Genomic DNA, 16,163 nt, shown 5'->3' on the forward strand with positions numbered 1-16,163 from the left:
TATACTGTAATTTCCAACTATGCAAATTTATTTCAAAAAAACTTGTTTTCCATGCCAAAAAGTCATAGCTATATTCACCTGCTCATCAAAAAGGACAATATCTGCTGCCTTGCCGACTGTCAGGGACCCGATTTCCTTATCCATGCCAATGGCCCGTGCCGGTGTAATAGTTGCACATTCCACAGCCTTCCACACCGGAATTCCCACATTCACAGAATAATTATTTATTGCCCTATCCATAGTCAGGACACTGCCCGCTATAGTTCCATCCGCCAGTGTGGCGCGGCTGCCACTGACAAAAACCTTTTGTCCGCCGAGTTCTGATTCACCATTCCCCAAGCCACAGGCCCGCATGGAATCAGTAATCAGGACTACCTCGGATGTAGTTTTTATCTTATGTACAATTCTCTGACTGCATGGAGCACAATGTATGTTATCAGCAATAATCTCGCAAAATACATCCGTATCCAAGGCAGCGCCAACAATACCAGGATTGCGATGATGAAAACCGGTCATGGCATTGAACAGGTGGGTTATATGCCCAATACCACCTTCTTTGATAGACCTGATTGCACATTCATAACTGGCTGCACTATGACCAATGGACACACCAATACCTGCCCTACGACAGGATAAAAGGAAATCACTGCCCTCAGGAATTTCCTCCGGCGCAACCGTTATTAGGCGTACAACCTTTTCATAGCCTTCCAAAAGGCTATATGCTGCTTTCTGTATATTGCATGAGGCCTGGGCTCCCTTGTACTGTTCACTGATAAATGGGCCTTCCATGTGTGCCCCAATAATATGTGCCCCATCTGTATACTCACCGGCTTCCCTTACAGCATCCAAAGCCCTGTATATTCGTGGCATATCATAGGTCATAGTGGTAGGCAAAAAAGCTGTAACCCCTGTAGAAGCCTGAAAAACAGCCATCTTATGCAATGAAGCAGTATCACAGTCCATGGTATCTGCCCCTACACAACCATGAACATGGAGATTGACAAATCCAGGCGACACATATCGGCCACCTGCATCTATTACCTCATCAAAATCCGATGGCTCCATGGCAGCGAAATCTCTTTCAGTTACGATTGAATCAATGGTTTCGCCAAAAATAATCACCCTGTTATCCTCTGCGCGAAATTCCCCCCGAGAATCAGGAACAATCAACCGCCCATTTTTTATTGCTTTCATATCAATCACCCTTAAACACTGTATTGTAACGCCAATTGAAAGTTTTTTATCTGAAAGGAGAAAATTTTAAACAACTGCGTTATAATAAAATATAACACGATACAGGAGGATTTTCTATGAAGGGATTTGAAATACTTGAAAAAGTCGATCACACTCTACTGAAGGCTGGTGCAACCTGGGAGGAAATACAGCAGCTGTGCAGGGAGGCAATTAATTGCAAAACTGCATCAGTATGTATTCCTGCATCTTATGTTGCACCGGTCAGCAAAGCCTATGGTAATCAACTAAAAATTTGTACCGTCATTGGTTTCCCTCTGGGCTACGATACAACAGAAACAAAAATAAAAGCAGCTCAACAGGCCATAAAAGATGGTGCCCAGGAAGTTGATATGGTCATAAACATTACTGATGCCAAAAACGGTTATTTCGACAAAATCACCTCTGAAATAGCTTCCATCAAGGAAGCTATCGGAACCAATATATTAAAGGTAATTGTTGAAGCCTGTTATCTGGATGAGACAGAAAAAATCCGACTTTGTCAATGTGTAACAGATGGCCATGCGGATTTTATCAAGACTTCCACCGGATTTGGTACCGGAGGGGCTACCCATGAAGATATTATTCTTTTCAGCAAACATATAGGACCCAATGTAAAAATCAAGGCTGCCGGTGGCATCCGAACCATAGAGGATATGAAGCAGTACGTCTCTGAAGGCTGCAGCCGCATTGGCGCCAGTGCTGCTGTAGGACTTTTAAAAGACCACAAAAATGATGATTTTTAAAAGTGAACATTAATCCAAAACAGCCCTGTTTGATTGCCTTACAAAAGCATCTAACAGGGCTGTTTTTTTACTGAAGTTTTTAGTTCTGTTGTACTATAGCTTCCGTCTTTTTGTGATAGTCATCAATGGCTGCCTGTATGGCCTCTTCTGCCAATACCGAACAATGCAGCTTATGGGGTGGAAGTCCGTCCAAAGCCTCTGTAACAGCCTTATTGCTAAGCTGTGCTACCTCAGACAACGGCTTGCCCTTGATAAGCTCTGTAGCCATAGAGCTTGAAGCAATAGCCGAACCACAGCCAAAGGTTTCAAATTTAACATCTGTTACAATATCATCATCAATTTTCAGGTATATCTTCATTATATCGCCACACCGTGCATTACCAACTTCACCAATGCCATCAGCATTTTCTATACTACCTACATTTCTTGGATTTCGAAAATGATCCATTACCTTATCACTGTAAAGAGCCATAATTATCTCCTTTCTTATCTGAACTGATACGATTATAACGCCATTGTTCAAATTTTTCTTTTAAAAAAGAAAAATCTTCCCATTAGCGTTTCCCCTAAAGGGACTAACTTCGTGTCGCAACGAGGTGGAAGATATGCTCACCACCTGTTAAAGATTGTCCACCCCACCTATAGAGGAAGGGGACGTCTTACACCGAGTTATAATTCACTGATTTTTATGGCAGCAAAAATTCCCGCTTGCCTGCCACCTTCTCATGCCATAGTGGTGATATTCCACGAAGGTATTCAACCACATTTTTTACGGCCTCCGCAATTTGATTTATTTCTTCCATTGTGTTGTATTCTGAAAGGGACAACCGTAAAGAACCATGTGCTATCTCATGGGGGCGCCCTATAGCCAACAGCACATGACTTGGATCCAATGAGCCTGATGTACACGCAGACCCTGAAGAAGCACAGATACCCCTGTCATCCAATAATAACAGCATACTTTCCCCTTCAATTCCCTCAAAGCAGAAATTAACATTCCCAGGCAGGCGTTTATCCCTGTCACCATTTAATATGCTATGGGGGATTTTATTCAGCTCACCTATTAATTTTTCCCTCAGCATGGTGACATGATCAGCATTTTCCTGCAAATTATCACAGGCATCCTTTAATGCCACTGCCATACCCACTACTGCTGCCAGGTTTTCAGTTCCACCGCGTTTGCCCCGTTCCTGGGCACCACCCTCAATAATATTGGTCAACGGAATTCCCTTTCTGGCATAAAGGACCCCAATGCCTTTTGGTCCATGAAATTTATGTGCCGATACAGACAACATATCTATATGCTGAGCAACCACATCAATAGGGATATGCCCTGCCGCCTGGACAGCATCTGTATGAAAAATCACCTGCTTTTCACGACATATTTTTCCAATTGCCTGGATAGGCTGGATAGAACCAATTTCATTATTGGCAAACATAACGGTTACCAGGCATGTATCAGGGCGAATACTGTTTGCAACCTGCTCCGGGGAAATAATGCCATTTTCATGAACATCCAACAGCTCCACCTCAAAACCATGCCGCTCAAGCTTTTTCAGGGTATGAAGCACGGCATGATGCTCAAAGGAAGTTGAAATAATATGCTTTTTCCCTTTACGGGCACCATTCACCGCGGCTGAGACCAGGGCCTGATTATCACCTTCGCTGCCCCCGGAAGTAAAATAAATCTCTTCCGGCTCAGCTCCCAAGCAGGCTGCAATCTGCATCCGTGCTGATTCAAGGGCCTCTTTGGCCTGCTGGCCAAAATGATACAGGCTGGACGGATTACCCCAATTGGATTCAAAATATGGCAGCATGGCCTCAAGGGCCTGCTTACTGATTTTAGTTGTCGCTCCATTATCTGCATAAATCATAACAAAGCCTCCTCTCGTTCGATACTCAAATATTAATCCCATTATACCTATTATGTCAATAGGTTTTTATTGCTTAATTCCAACTTATTTAGTATAATAATATAAATTAATATTTCACGAATAAACAACAAAGAGGTGATATTATGATATCCACAAAAGGCAGATACGCATTACGCGTCATGCTTGATCTAGCTGAGCAGGCCTCTGATAACTATATTCCTTTGGAGGAAATAGCCCAAAGGCAGGGCATATCAAAAAAATATCTTGAAATAATAATTAAGGTTTTGGTTCAAAACCACCTGTTAGAGGGACATCGTGGCAAAGGTGGTGGGTATAGGCTCACAAGGCCGCCAAAGGATTATACTGTAGGTGAAATTCTTGCATTAACCGAGGAGCGATTGGCCATCGTTTCATGTCTCAGCAGCAATTCTGAACATTGCGAGCGTAAGCCGTTTTGCCATACTATCCCAATGTGGGAAAAATTTGAGCAGATTACCCATGATTTCTTTTTTGGCATAACCCTTGAAGACTTACTGAACAGAAGATTGCCGGAATGATATAACTTATTTGGCAAAAATAAGTCCATAATTCATAAAACCTTGGGGCTGTTGCCGATTTTATTCATCACAAAAGCTCCTGCAAATCAGCCATAATAATCTGATTTGCAGGAGCCTTTTTATTTCAAAAATTTATTGTCTGAAAATTTTACCCTAAAACTCAGTCCAGCGTTGGATGCGCCTTAACATAATCTACAGGACGGCTCCAATCCACATGAACCTCCGTATTTTCCCACAGACGGGTGAGCACAGTCTGAAAGCTCTCCACATCAGCCAGTGGATCAATGGTTTCTTCTATGAAATCCAACAAGGATTCCTGCGGAATTTTTATCTGGTGCTTTTCAGTAAGAAATTTCTCTGCATCAGCCACAGCCTTTGCATCATCAAGAAAAACCTTTACTGTTTTCGCTTCTGTATCAAATTCAACCCAACCGTTTGCTCCGCGGCAACTGACGGCAACACTGTAAATCTTATCCATATTTATTCTGTCTCCCTTTTTTATTTTTAATAACAAAATCGTTAATTATTCTCCCTGGTCCAATTCAGACAGCATCTAAAGCTCCGGTCAATAACAGCAATACTACTGCTGTCATCTAATTAAGCCTGGCACCGGAAGTATATACTGCCACTTTTTTAAAAAATCTCTTGTTAATCTCCATAACCTCCTGGGCGGGCATGCGATAGAACATGACTCTTCCCGCCTGCAACGGCTCCGGCAAATTGGACGGCTCCGATATTTCAAGCCACCTGTACGGAGCAGGATTGCCATCCTGGTCCTCATCATAATACAGCGTATCTTCAGGCCGTGGCTCCTCAGTACCATCACACAGCTGAAAATTCAGCTTTATCTGTTCAATGAACATCAGACACATCTCCTGAGACATATCCAATGTCCCCTCCTTATTTTCATCCTCACCATTATAGGCCGCAATAAAAATAGCCTTGCCCCATATAATCTGGTCGCTGTCCTCTCCCGGAAAACGACGGTTGGCCTTCATTCCCAGAGTGGCTGCCAAATCGTTTACCAGTATAAACAAGGAAATCCCAGGCTGAATCCGAAAGAACTCCACTGCGCCATAATTACCCTCCAAGGTATCCTTAATAGCCTCATCATGTAAACCATGAGCTGCAGGAAGTCTGATTATTGCAGGGTCCTTTCCCGGTTCTATCAATATGGCCCGCATAAGCTGTTCATCACCCATATGCTTTTCATCCTCCCCAATAAATATTAAGGCACGCAGTACCGTTCCCCATATGCCCAGTGGGAACGCTCCCTTCAGGTTGTGAAAGTAGCTCATTCTTTAATCTTACGCATTAAGGTAGATATTTGTCAAGTCTTGTTATTCCTTCCCCCCTGTGGTAATATACACTAAAGAGGGATTATCTTCTATGTCAGTCCTTTCATCGTCTAACCGACTCTTACCTATAAGGGAATCTGATTTTGTGCAGTGGATGCTGGATCGTCCTGAACGAATAGCAAAAGTTGTTACTTAGGATACCCACTTGAACATGCAGGTTTAGCCTGATGGACTGAACATATATGATCTCGCTTTAGAGGAGTTGCTGCTTTGCAGCAGCTCCTTTCTTGTTTTACCGGAACATTATCAGTAATCAGCCTTGGGCTACCTTCTGCACAGCCTCCTTCATCTGCACAACATTTTCCTCCATACTCAGATTAGGAAAGAATGCCCTTACAGCATATATTTGTTCTTCCTGGTTATTTGCCACCACAACACTCACCCTATCTCCAAGGATGCGTTTCACCTGGTGCATGACCAGTCGCAGATGCTCTGAATCGGTAAGCAGGACATATTTATTGGCAACATCACTATGGGCAGCATTTACTATTTCCTCTACTGACGGCCCCGATTCATCACTGCCGTCAACTATTACCATTGCACCGGCTTCCTGTAGCTTTTGTGCCCATTCCACAGTCCTTGCCACTGTAAGCAGGGCCAACGGCATAAGGCAGGACTGCTGAACCATGGCCATAGCATGGGGCTCAGCCATAATATTAATATGAATTTCGCCAACATGGCCCCAGGCTACTGCCCGTTCCAGCACCCTTCCAGGGTGTTCCGAATGAATGTGTATAAAAATGGCCTTAAAACGCCGTTCCACAACGACAAAATTCCCTATTTCCTGCAGTTCCTTTTCAATAAGAGGGACTGACAACTTGGGATTTGCCACTATAAATGTAACACAATACGGTCTGGCAATATCATTCAAGGGACTAACTATTCCCTTTGCCTCATACACCTTACTGCCAAATTCCAGTGGCGGCAGCGTAAAATTCCCTTGCAGGCCCTTGAGGCACCCCTCCAAAAAAACCTGCATTATCTTTTCTCCACAGTCTACATCACTGGAAAATGATTCTGAACCAGCCTTTATTGCGGCGATAAGCACATCACTTATCGGTCTGCCGGCCCTGACAGCATCATATGCACCTTTGGCTACAACCTTGGAAGCAACTATAATCGGTCTGTTCTTTTCATCAGGAACTGCTTTTTGTGCATATAAAATACCATACTGAAAGGCCTTGCCAAATTCCTGGGAGGTTGCGTTATATTTACCGATCAGCCCCTTGGCCAGTCCACGAAGAATCTGTGAGACAATTACCCCTGCATTGCCACGGGCACCTAAAACGGAAGCATCAGCTACCCTCCTGGACAATCCACCGATGCTCTCATTTACAGCCTCATTTAATGGAATAACTGCAGCTCCCATGGTCCTCAGCACATCAGAGCCGGGCTTGCCGGAATAAAAAAATGTGCTATTTTTCTTTACAGCATTGATGTTTTCATATTCATTCAGAAATTCACTGTACGCACCCAGTATCATGCGTTTATAATCACTGCCTGTTATTACTTCATTTGACCCGGTCATATCAGAATTAATTCCTCCATTAACGACATAATGCCTTTATTCACTCAAAAAAATCATATATAATATATGTATATTTGGCAAACATAAAAGGATTATAACGAATTTGTTCAAATATTTTTCTTCAAAAAAATATTACAATCCGCGTTTTATCCGGGAGCACCAGCTTTTCGTCGCACAAGATGAAAATATGCCCCAGCCTGATAATGTTTGCCTTCCCCTGCCCATAGAGTCAGGGACTATTTTTAATCTCGCTCTATTAATTTATTCGCTATATATTCAAATTAACCTTTTAAATTTTATAAATGAGGAGAATTCCATGGAAAGTGCCCTAACAACAGAAATAAGCAGCCAGGCTGCAAAAAGCAAAAAATCAACCGAAACAAAAAGTTCAAAGTCTACAAAAACCACAAAGGCAGCTACGACTGCCAAACGGGGCCGGAAAGCCAAAACCACCAAAAAAGAAGATACCCACAAGGAGCGCAAGGAACGCAAGGAAAGAATTTTTGCCCTTGATATTGGAACAAGAAGCGTCATTGGCATCGTTGCTGAACGGGAAGCTGAGGGCCTGAAGATAGTCGCCACAGAACGGCAGGAGCATAAAACCCGTGCCATGCTCGACGGACAAATTCACGATGTGCCTCAGGTTGCTGCCATCATTGATTCAGTAAAGAAAGCACTGGTCAAAGAAACCGGTGTCATAAAAAATGCTGCCGTAGCCGCGGCCGGGCGAGCTCTTTATACCATGACGGCTGACGCCGATATGGAAATCAACGGCACGATTACCCAAGAGCAGGAGCGATCCCTTGACTTTGCGGGAGTCCAGGCCGCCCAGGCAAAATTAGCAACCTCAAAAACAATAGATGATCCAACTAAATATTACTGTGTTGGTTACAGCACCATAAAATACGACCTGGACGGAACCCAACTAAAAACCTTGGTAGGTCAGCGTGGGCGTGTTGCCACTGCTACCGTTATCGCAACATTCCTGCCAAGACAGGTCATAGACTCCATGCACTCGGCACTACAGGCCAGCAAGCTTGATATGCGTGCTCTTACCTTGGAGCCTATTGCAGCCATCAATGTCCTGATTCCACCTACCATGCGTCATCTTAACCTTGTTTTGGTGGATATTGGTGCCGGCACTTCAGATGTGGCCATTACCAAAAACGGTTCTGTTATAGCCTATGGAATGGTACCTCAGGCCGGCGATGAAATCACTGAGGCCATTTCACAGCGATTCCTATTGGATTTCAATGTGGCAGAGCGTCTGAAACGCGATGCGTCCCAGGGTAAAGCGGTAAAATTCGCCGATATCCTTGGAATGGAATATGAGCTTTCTGCCCAAGAAGTGCTTGAACCAATTATGCCTAACATCCAAAATCTGGCCGCTGCAATAGCAAATCAAATCATTGAACTCAATGGCAGCGAACCACCACAGGCAGTTATCCTTGTCGGGGGAGGATCCCTGACCCCTGGCCTTTGTCAGGCTGTAGGAGAAGCGCTGGGCCTTCCTGCCGGCAGGGTTGCTGTACGCCATCCGGAAAAAATCAACGGTATTATTGATATCCCTGAGGAGCTGAGAATGCCTGATGCAGTAACCCCTTTGGGTATTCTTAATATTGCCGCCAGCAATTCACTTCATTTCCTCAGGATATATGTAAATGACACCGAATACAGTCTGTTTAATTTCCGTGAGCTTACGGTATCTGATGCTCTGCTGAATGCCGGAATACAATTAAAAAAGATGAATGGCCGTCCTGGCCTTGGAGCAATGCTTACCATAAACGGAGAGAATAAATTCATCCCCGGAACCATGGGGACCATGGCACAGTTAAAGCTTGACGGACAGCCTGCAACCCTTGATACCGTTATTCAGGAAAACAGTCGTGTGGAGGTAGAACCCGGCAAGGATGGTATGCAGCCGGAAATAACGCTGGAGGATGTACTGGAAGTCCCTCCATCCTACACGATTTATCTGAACGGTGAAGAAAAACAAATAAATGCCCAGTTTACCATTAATGGGCAGCCCGCTTCCAAGGGACAGCTCCTAAAGGACGGGGATATAATTGTCAGCAAGTCCACCCGTTATCTTGGGGATGTACTCAACTCACTTAATTGCCCACCGATGGGGCGCAAAATAAAATATACCCTAAACGGTAAGGAATCTCAGTATACCATCACACCAGAGATTGTGCTCAATGATAATCACGCTACCTTATCCACTGAGGTACATGAAAATGACTACATTGAATATACCTCCGAGGATGGCTTAAAGCTCGGATCCGTTCTTAATCTATCAGAACTTGATGCTACACTTACAATTTATTATGAGGGTACCGAGCATAAAATTCCATCGGCCACCGTATCCCTTGAAGTCAATGGACACACTGCAAGCACTGGTACCATTATTGAGGATGGCGCGGATATACAATATATGAGATCCCAACGGGGAACTACAACTGTCAGCGACGCCTTACTGGCTGTTGGCTTTGAACCTCCGGCAGCATCCTCCAGGGTTTCCTTCTCCATTTTGGTGAATAACCAGCCGGTAAACTTCACTGATCCCATAAAAAATGGCGATACTCTTGAAGTAATTATCTCCAAGCCTAACGGTACTGCAGCTGCCGGCAATGGGGAAAGTACATCTGCCGGTATTCCTGGCAATACACCGCTTGATGTAACAGGAAATACAGGTTCTGCAGCACCTACTGCAGCAGCCCTTCAGGACCAAATCAAATTGGCTGATAAGATTAACAGTATTCCCGGTCTCAGCGCAGCCCTGAACAGCAGCAGGAACAGCACAAAAAGCCCTTTTCTGGACAAATAATAGTTGATATCTAAAATCAAATATAATATAATATGTAATTGAGTGCGGGCGTAGTTCATTGGTAGAATGGAAGCTTCCCAAGCTTTAGAGGGGGGTTCGATTCCCCTCGCCCGCTCCAAAAAGCCTTATCAATCCTGAGCCATGCTCAGGATTTTTTTATTGCCGCCTTTAATTGTACCGGTCTGTCAGGTATTTATGCTTCACCAAAAAAACAACGATATAAATGTAAATATGTCGTATTTTGTTTTATTTGAAGGTGGTGATTATATGTCAATAACAAAAATTATTTCCAAATCCCCTCCCCAGACCGCTACTAATGCCAGTAATTATTCTGATAGTGTGGATACTATCGCCGGCACCTTTGCAGAGCTCCTCAAAAGTAAAATAAATACCTTTACCGAAACCGCGAAGGAAATGTCACAGCAGCAGGAAGAGCTGACTTCCCTGAAAAAAGATAGGGCAATTACCGAAATAATACGCCGTATCATGCCCGATGGCAGTATCATGGTAACAAAATATTCCAACGGAAGGGTGGAAAGCCGTTATCGAAAATACCCACATATGGTAGTAGTTCCGGATGACACTTCACCAATACCCCATTCTTCTGATGGATACCCTCTTACTGCCCAACAGACAATGGTTTTAAAACCAAGCAGAAGTATTGCAGGAGAGCTTTTCAGCTAAGCATTACTCCTGATGGTTTCCTGCCTGCCATCCTGTATAAAGACGAATGTTAAACGCCACAGATATAACTCGGTGTAAGCTGTCCCCTTCCTCTATAGGTGGGGGGGGGACAAGCTTTAACAGGTGGTGAGCATAGCTCCCACCTCGTTGCGACACGAAGTTAGTCCCTTTAGGGGAAACGCTAATTGGAAGTTTTTCTTTTTTAAAAGAAAAATTTGAACAATGGCGTTATAATTCTGTGGCGTTTGATATTAGGACTTTAATCTTATCTAGCTAAGACTTTTTATCTATATTTTTTGCATTTTTTATTTTTTTGTGTTGAAATATTGCGCTTAACACTTTATAATTTAAAAGTGTAAAAGATATCTACCTATATTTTTATATTAGTATTGGAGGAAGATAATGGCGAGACAGAAAAAATCAGGAGAAGCATTGGTGCCTGCAACCACCGATGTGGGGCTAAAGGCTCACATCTATGTATCTATTGACGATTTACAGGAGAAAAAAATATTTCAAAACATAATCCTTAAGGATTATATCGTTGAACACTGCTATGCCAATTTCAGTGGCTACGATTATACCCTTGTAGTAAATCCTCCAACTCTGTTGGACTTTAATGAATACTGCGACAACCTAAAAAGAATGTTGCCCAGTCTTTCCTGTAAAACCTACCTTTCAGGCGGTGAACCATATAAATAAGGAATCAATTTCAACTAATCCCATTAACCGGAGAGCACTCAGCAGAGGATGTATACCTCACCCTCTGCTGAGTCTTTTTTATGATGATTAAAACAGCAATCCCCAGAGCGTAGAAATGCCCTGGAGCTTTGCATCATAATGCCATTGTTCATATTTTTCTTTTGAAAAAAGAAAAATATGAACAATTAGCGTTTACCCTAAAAGGACTGACCTCGTATCGCAACGAGCCGGGAAATATGCTCACCAGCTGTTAAAGATTGATTTCACCCACCTTAAGAGGCAGGGGGACATCTTAAGCTCGTTATCAATCTTTTTTTACTTCATCCCAAAAGCTCTTACCAGGAGTTTTATATGGTATACGCATCATTTTGCTGATTGTGGCTGCTATATCGGCAAAACTCCCTCTGGTGCCCAGGTCAATTCCCGGTCTTATGCCTTCTCCATAAATCATCATAGGCACATATTCCCTGGTATGATCAGTTCCTGCCCCCTTTGGGTCACAGCCGTGATCAGCAGTAATAATCAGTACATCATTCGGGTTAATGGCCTTCAGGACTTCTCCCAACCGCTTGTCAAATTGGGTCAATGCCGATGCATATCCGTCTACATCGCGGCGATGGCCGTATTTCATGTCAAAATCCACTAAATTTACAAAACACAGCCCGTAGAAATCCCGCTTAATCTCTTCCACGAGCCTGTCCATACCATCGTCATTGCAGGTGATGGACATGTGTCGGCTTATGCCCCTGCCTGCAAATATGTCCCGTATCTTCCCTATGCTTACAACAGAATTTCCTGCCACCTTCAACAAATCAAGTATTGTATCTCCGGGAGGCTCCATGGAGTAATCGTGCCGTCTGGCAGTTCTTTCAAAATCAGGATATTCCCCTATAAAAGGTCTTGCAATAATACGCCCTACAGAATGCTTGCCAGTCATGACTTTACGCGCCTTAAGGCAGCATTCATACAGCTCCTCTACCGGTAAAACATCCTCATGAGCAGCTATCTGCAACACACTGTCAGCAGATGTATAAACAATCAATGCCCCGGTCTCCATATGCTCCTGTCCGTAATCATGAATTACCTGAGTTCCGGAATAAGGCTTGTTGCAAATGATTTTTTTACCAAGAGCCTCCTCCAATTCCCTGATAACCTCAGGCGGAAAACCATTCGGATATGTGGGAAGCGGAGTCTCAGATACCAACCCTGCTATTTCCCAATGACCAATTGTGGTGTCCTTCCCCTTGGAGGCTTCCTGCAATCTGGCAAAGGAGCCGGCAGGGCTGGCTTCCTTCTCGCCAACTGTAACGCCTTCAATATTGAACAAGCCCAGCTGTTTCATGTTAGGAACCTGGAATTTCTCAGATGAGGCCACGCTGGCCAAGGTATTGACTGTAGCTGCATCACCAAAATCTCCTGCATCCGGTTCTGCCCCTATTCCGAAGCTGTCAAGAACAATGAGAAAAATCCTCTTTATAACCATAAGCAAACTCCTCCCCCTTATTGCCGCTTGCAACAAAATGATTCACAAATATTTTGTCCATAAAATAATTACTTATATAATACTACACTTCCTATGGTATAATCTATTATAACGCCATTGTTCAAATTTTTCTTCCCCAGAAGAAAAATACTCTAATTTGCGTTGCAAAAAGGGAAAAAGCTGCAATAATCCAGTTACAACCCCGATGTTCAGATTTTCCTTCTTTAAAACTATTTACAGGTAACTTTTTGGAGGTACATATGAAGCCTAATGATTTAACAGCCTTTGATATAAACAGTTTTACCAGTTATCTTTCTGGGCTTGACCCCATGGAAATACTATATCTGTTCGCTCCGCCGATCATCGGGATGATTATTGCCATTATACTGGGACTGACCCTCAACAGGGCAGTAAGAAGGTATATTGAAGCACATCCCGTTTTACAGCAGGTTAATTTTAAAACAGCTGCCATACGCGCCTGTGATGGCCTGCCACTATTATTTGTTGTATCCATGTATGTGTATTTTGTCGTGCAGCTGATGACCCTGCCGACACCTATTGAAAATTTCCTGTCCTATCTTCTTTTTACCATAATTGCCTTTACGGTACTGCGGGGCATTGCACGAACCATCAATGCTGTGGTGGACTCCATTATTGACCGCAACGAAAATATCCCCAAAACCTCATTCCTGAGAAATATAATAAATATTATTGTGTACGCCATAGGTATCATTATCATTCTCGCCGAATGCGGTATATCCATTGCCCCAATCATCACCGCCATGGGTATCGGTGGTATGGCCGTGGCACTTGGCATGCAGGAAGGCCTGGCCAATTTTTTCTCAGGGCTTTATCTCATATTTTCCCGGCAGGTGAATATTGATGACTATATTCGGCTAAGCACAGGTCAGGAAGGAAAGATTTCTGATATCACCTGGCGGTATACCACCATTTCCAATATTGGTGGCAATACAATAATAGTGCCTAACAAACAGATTGCCGCCTCTGTTTTGACCAATTTCAGCATGCCGGCCCAGGACATAGTAATAAAAGTGCAGTGTGGTGTAGCATATGACAGCGATCTTGACAAGGTAGAACGAGTAACCCTGGAGGTCGCAAAAAGGATACAGGAAGAAGTAACAAAGAAAATATTAACTGAAACAGGCAGCCTGCCGGACGGAGAGGTCCCTTCTGTACCTGACCCAGGCATCTATTTTCACACCTTTGGTGACAGTGCCATAGAGTTCAGTGTTTCCCTAAATTGTAAGGCGTTTTCACATCAATATCTGATGAAGCATGAATTCATCAAGGCAATAACAAAACGATACAAGGACGAAGGTATAGAAATTCCATATCCTGTGGTTACTGTTGTTCAGGATAAAACAGCTTCAGTTGAATAAAATTACCGATTTGGATAATTGTGAAAAATGGGGCTGTCGCACTAAGAAATTAGTCGGCAGTCCTTTTTTGTACAAAAAAATAAGAACGCAGTCTCGCAAGACCACGCTCTTGGTGTAAAATATAAGTATGCACAAACAAAATATTTTACGCAACAATTATATGACATATCGCTCAATCAAGCAACTAAGATTACCTTTAGAGCTTGAATTTAATGTTTCAGCTGATGACCCAGTGCGCTTGGTAGATACATTTGTGGAGGAAATGGATCTTTCTGACTTGTATAGCACATATTCCAGGATCAGGAAGAATCAGGCAACACCTGCTCAACTGCTGAAAATAGTTATTTATGCGGCCATGAACAACATACATTCTAGCCGTTCCATTGAAATTGCCTGCAAAAGAGACATCAATTTCATGTTTCTGCTTGAAGGGATACCTGCCCCTGACCATGCCACTATTGCCCGTTTTATATCTGTACATTTAGGTGCTTGTCCTCGTAAGATTATGGCCGAAATGGACAAGATTCTTTATCATCTGGGGGAAATATCAGCCAGAGATATTTTCATAGATGGAACAAAGATTGAATCCGTAGCCAATAAATATACTTTTGTGTGGAAACATGCGGTTACCAAAAACTTGGCTAAGCTTTCAGAAAAGGTACTTAATCATGTCAAGGAATGTGAAGTTGCTTACGGACTGCAAATAGTTCACAACAATCAGGTTTCCCTTCATACTTTGAAACGTATGCGAAAAAAACTTTACAAAATAAAACTTGAAGCAGGCATATCTTTTGTGCATGGCATTGGAAAGCGAAAAACTGATCTCCAAAAATCTATTGAATTGACTGAGCAATATATAAGCAAATTACAGGAATATGTATCAAAGCTGCATAAGTGTGGTAGCAGAAACAGTTATTCTAAAACAGATGAGGACGCAACCTTTATGCGAATGAAAGAAGATGCAATGCTTAACGGTCAGTTAAAGCCAGCATACAATCTTCAACATGGTGTGGATTCCGAATACATTGTTTGGGCAGAAATATTTCACAATCCAACGGATACAAATACCTTAATCCCTTTTTTGGACAGCATGGCAAAGCATCTGCGTTTTCCTTACAGAAACATTGTGGCCGATGCGGGCTATGAAAGCGAAGAAAATTACAGATTTATTGAGCTTAATAATCAGGTGGCCTATATTAAACCCAATAACTATGAGATTTCAAAGACAAGAAAATACAAAAAGGATATAGGCCGTCGGGAAAATATGAGCTACAACGCCAAAAGTGACTGTTATACCTGCCATAATGGACGAGTTCTCACCAAGCAATATGTTCAAAGCAGAAAAACCAAAGCTGGGTACAACAGGGAAATAACTGTATACTCCGGCGACTGTACTGGTTGCCAATTTAAAAGTGCCTGCATCAAAGGCAATAATTGCAAAATGCCAATGGAAGAACGCAACAAAGTTCTCAATGTTTCAAAATATATGGAAAGACAACGAGAGGAATGTCTGGCTCGTTTAACCAGTCCTTTTGGGACTAAACTGCGGATGAACCGAAGTATCCAAGTGGAGGGCTCATTTGCCAACATTAAGGCAGATATGGGCTTGCGCAGATATTCATATAGAGGCAAAGCCAATGTATTGACCGAGAGTATAATTGTGGCTTTGGCTTACAATATTTTGCGATTAGACCACAGGGTAAAAAGAAGAAGAACAGGATTGCACTTATATGAATTAAACAAAGCTGCCTAATTTTTCTGAGCGTTTATACATCGT

At 42.9% G+C, this 16,163-nt stretch carries 14 protein-coding genes and 1 tRNA gene; 8 read left to right on the top strand and 7 right to left on the bottom strand.

The window, feature by feature from the left end:
- Window positions 1-27 precede the first annotated feature (27 nt).
- A complete protein-coding gene (gene nagA / locus K6C05_RS06805) occupies window positions 28-1,194 on the bottom strand; it encodes an N-acetylglucosamine-6-phosphate deacetylase (RefSeq protein ID WP_296732854.1) in 1,167 nt (388 codons plus the stop codon).
- Between the two features lie 116 nt (window positions 1,195-1,310).
- Here nagA and deoC point away from each other — a divergent pair, with 116 nt between their 5' ends.
- A complete protein-coding gene (deoC, locus tag K6C05_RS06810) occupies window positions 1,311-1,976 on the top strand; it encodes a deoxyribose-phosphate aldolase (protein ID WP_296732855.1) in 666 nt (221 codons plus the stop codon).
- 79 nt (window positions 1,977-2,055) lie between these two features.
- Here the strand turns inward: deoC and nifU are convergent, their stop codons facing one another.
- Window positions 2,056-2,448 carry a Fe-S cluster assembly scaffold protein NifU gene (nifU, locus tag K6C05_RS06815; RefSeq protein WP_296732896.1) on the bottom strand — a complete coding sequence of 131 codons (393 nt, stop codon included), beginning with the start codon at window positions 2,446-2,448 and terminating at the stop codon, window positions 2,056-2,058.
- Between the two features lie 214 nt (window positions 2,449-2,662).
- Entirely contained in the window at window positions 2,663-3,850 is a 1,188-nt protein-coding gene (gene nifS / locus K6C05_RS06820) for a cysteine desulfurase NifS (protein ID WP_296732858.1), read from the bottom strand.
- 143 nt (window positions 3,851-3,993) lie between these two features.
- Between nifS and K6C05_RS06825 the strand changes: the two genes are divergently transcribed.
- Entirely contained in the window at window positions 3,994-4,407 is a 414-nt protein-coding gene (locus tag K6C05_RS06825; RefSeq protein ID WP_296732859.1) for an RrF2 family transcriptional regulator, read from the top strand.
- A 160-nt stretch (window positions 4,408-4,567) separates the two neighbouring features.
- Here the strand turns inward: K6C05_RS06825 and K6C05_RS06830 are convergent, their stop codons facing one another.
- The 3 genes from K6C05_RS06830 to K6C05_RS06840 form a co-directional block, all read right to left on the bottom strand.
- Window positions 4,568-4,885 (bottom strand): hypothetical protein, encoded by a 318-nt coding sequence (locus K6C05_RS06830; RefSeq protein ID WP_296732862.1) that lies wholly within the window; start codon window positions 4,883-4,885, stop codon window positions 4,568-4,570.
- A gap of 115 nt (window positions 4,886-5,000) precedes the next feature.
- Window positions 5,001-5,705 carry a hypothetical protein gene (locus K6C05_RS06835; protein ID WP_296732864.1) on the bottom strand — a complete coding sequence of 235 codons (705 nt, stop codon included), beginning with the start codon at window positions 5,703-5,705 and terminating at the stop codon, window positions 5,001-5,003.
- A gap of 313 nt (window positions 5,706-6,018) precedes the next feature.
- Entirely contained in the window at window positions 6,019-7,293 is a 1,275-nt protein-coding gene (locus K6C05_RS06840) for a DAK2 domain-containing protein (protein ID WP_296732866.1), read from the bottom strand.
- A gap of 316 nt (window positions 7,294-7,609) precedes the next feature.
- Between K6C05_RS06840 and K6C05_RS06845 the strand changes: the two genes are divergently transcribed.
- The 4 genes from K6C05_RS06845 (at window position 7,610) to K6C05_RS06860 (ending at window position 11,503) form a co-directional block, all read left to right on the top strand.
- Window positions 7,610-10,120: a cell division FtsA domain-containing protein gene (locus K6C05_RS06845; protein WP_296732869.1), complete on the top strand. Its 2,511-nt coding sequence runs from the start codon at window positions 7,610-7,612 to the stop codon at window positions 10,118-10,120.
- Between the two features lie 44 nt (window positions 10,121-10,164).
- Window positions 10,165-10,238 (top strand) — tRNA-Gly (locus K6C05_RS06850).
- A 149-nt stretch (window positions 10,239-10,387) separates the two neighbouring features.
- Window positions 10,388-10,804: a hypothetical protein gene (locus K6C05_RS06855; protein ID WP_296732872.1), complete on the top strand. Its 417-nt coding sequence runs from the start codon at window positions 10,388-10,390 to the stop codon at window positions 10,802-10,804.
- Between the two features lie 402 nt (window positions 10,805-11,206).
- The gene (locus K6C05_RS06860; protein ID WP_296732875.1) at window positions 11,207-11,503 is read left to right on the top strand and encodes a hypothetical protein; all 297 of its coding nucleotides are present in this window, start codon (window positions 11,207-11,209) and stop codon (window positions 11,501-11,503) included.
- Window positions 11,504-11,807: 304 nt separating this feature from the next.
- On the opposite strand, the gene K6C05_RS06865 is transcribed toward K6C05_RS06860, so the two are convergent.
- Window positions 11,808-12,986, bottom strand: a complete 1,179-nt coding sequence (locus K6C05_RS06865) for a phosphopentomutase (RefSeq protein WP_296732878.1) — start codon at window positions 12,984-12,986, stop codon at window positions 11,808-11,810.
- Between the two features lie 260 nt (window positions 12,987-13,246).
- Between K6C05_RS06865 and K6C05_RS06870 the strand changes: the two genes are divergently transcribed.
- Together K6C05_RS06870 and K6C05_RS06875 are read left to right on the top strand one after the other, a co-directional pair.
- Complete coding sequence (locus K6C05_RS06870) at window positions 13,247-14,386, top strand: mechanosensitive ion channel family protein (RefSeq protein ID WP_296732881.1); 1,140 nt, start codon at window positions 13,247-13,249, stop codon at window positions 14,384-14,386.
- 127 nt (window positions 14,387-14,513) lie between these two features.
- Window positions 14,514-16,139 (top strand): IS1182 family transposase, encoded by a 1,626-nt coding sequence (locus K6C05_RS06875; protein ID WP_296732884.1) that lies wholly within the window; start codon window positions 14,514-14,516, stop codon window positions 16,137-16,139.
- Window positions 16,140-16,163: the final 24 nt, after the last annotated feature.

The sequence above is a fragment of the Anaerovibrio sp. genome (genome assembly GCF_024697385.1).
In the GTDB taxonomy this organism is placed as follows: domain Bacteria; phylum Bacillota; class Negativicutes; order Selenomonadales; family Selenomonadaceae; genus Anaerovibrio.

Excerpts from the sequence above, each read along its gene's own strand:
- deoC (WP_296732855.1), top strand. The coding sequence starts at position 1,311 with ATGAAGGGATTTGAAATACTTGAAAAAGTCGATCACACTCTACTGAAG.
- K6C05_RS06840 (WP_296732866.1), bottom strand. The coding sequence starts at position 7,293 with ATGACCGGGTCAAATGAAGTAATAACAGGCAGTGATTATAAACGCATG.
- K6C05_RS06845 (WP_296732869.1), top strand. The coding sequence starts at position 7,610 with ATGGAAAGTGCCCTAACAACAGAAATAAGCAGCCAGGCTGCAAAAAGC.
- nifS (WP_296732858.1), bottom strand. The coding sequence starts at position 3,850 with ATGATTTATGCAGATAATGGAGCGACAACTAAAATCAGTAAGCAGGCC.
- K6C05_RS06825 (WP_296732859.1), top strand. The coding sequence starts at position 3,994 with ATGATATCCACAAAAGGCAGATACGCATTACGCGTCATGCTTGATCTA.
- K6C05_RS06860 (WP_296732875.1), top strand. The coding sequence starts at position 11,207 with ATGGCGAGACAGAAAAAATCAGGAGAAGCATTGGTGCCTGCAACCACC.
- K6C05_RS06865 (WP_296732878.1), bottom strand. The coding sequence starts at position 12,986 with ATGGTTATAAAGAGGATTTTTCTCATTGTTCTTGACAGCTTCGGAATA.
- K6C05_RS06875 (WP_296732884.1), top strand. The coding sequence starts at position 14,514 with ATGCACAAACAAAATATTTTACGCAACAATTATATGACATATCGCTCA.
- K6C05_RS06870 (WP_296732881.1), top strand. The coding sequence starts at position 13,247 with ATGAAGCCTAATGATTTAACAGCCTTTGATATAAACAGTTTTACCAGT.
- K6C05_RS06835 (WP_296732864.1), bottom strand. The coding sequence starts at position 5,705 with ATGAGCTACTTTCACAACCTGAAGGGAGCGTTCCCACTGGGCATATGG.
- nagA (WP_296732854.1), bottom strand. The coding sequence starts at position 1,194 with ATGAAAGCAATAAAAAATGGGCGGTTGATTGTTCCTGATTCTCGGGGG.
- K6C05_RS06855 (WP_296732872.1), top strand. The coding sequence starts at position 10,388 with ATGTCAATAACAAAAATTATTTCCAAATCCCCTCCCCAGACCGCTACT.
- K6C05_RS06830 (WP_296732862.1), bottom strand. The coding sequence starts at position 4,885 with ATGGATAAGATTTACAGTGTTGCCGTCAGTTGCCGCGGAGCAAACGGT.
- nifU (WP_296732896.1), bottom strand. The coding sequence starts at position 2,448 with ATGGCTCTTTACAGTGATAAGGTAATGGATCATTTTCGAAATCCAAGA.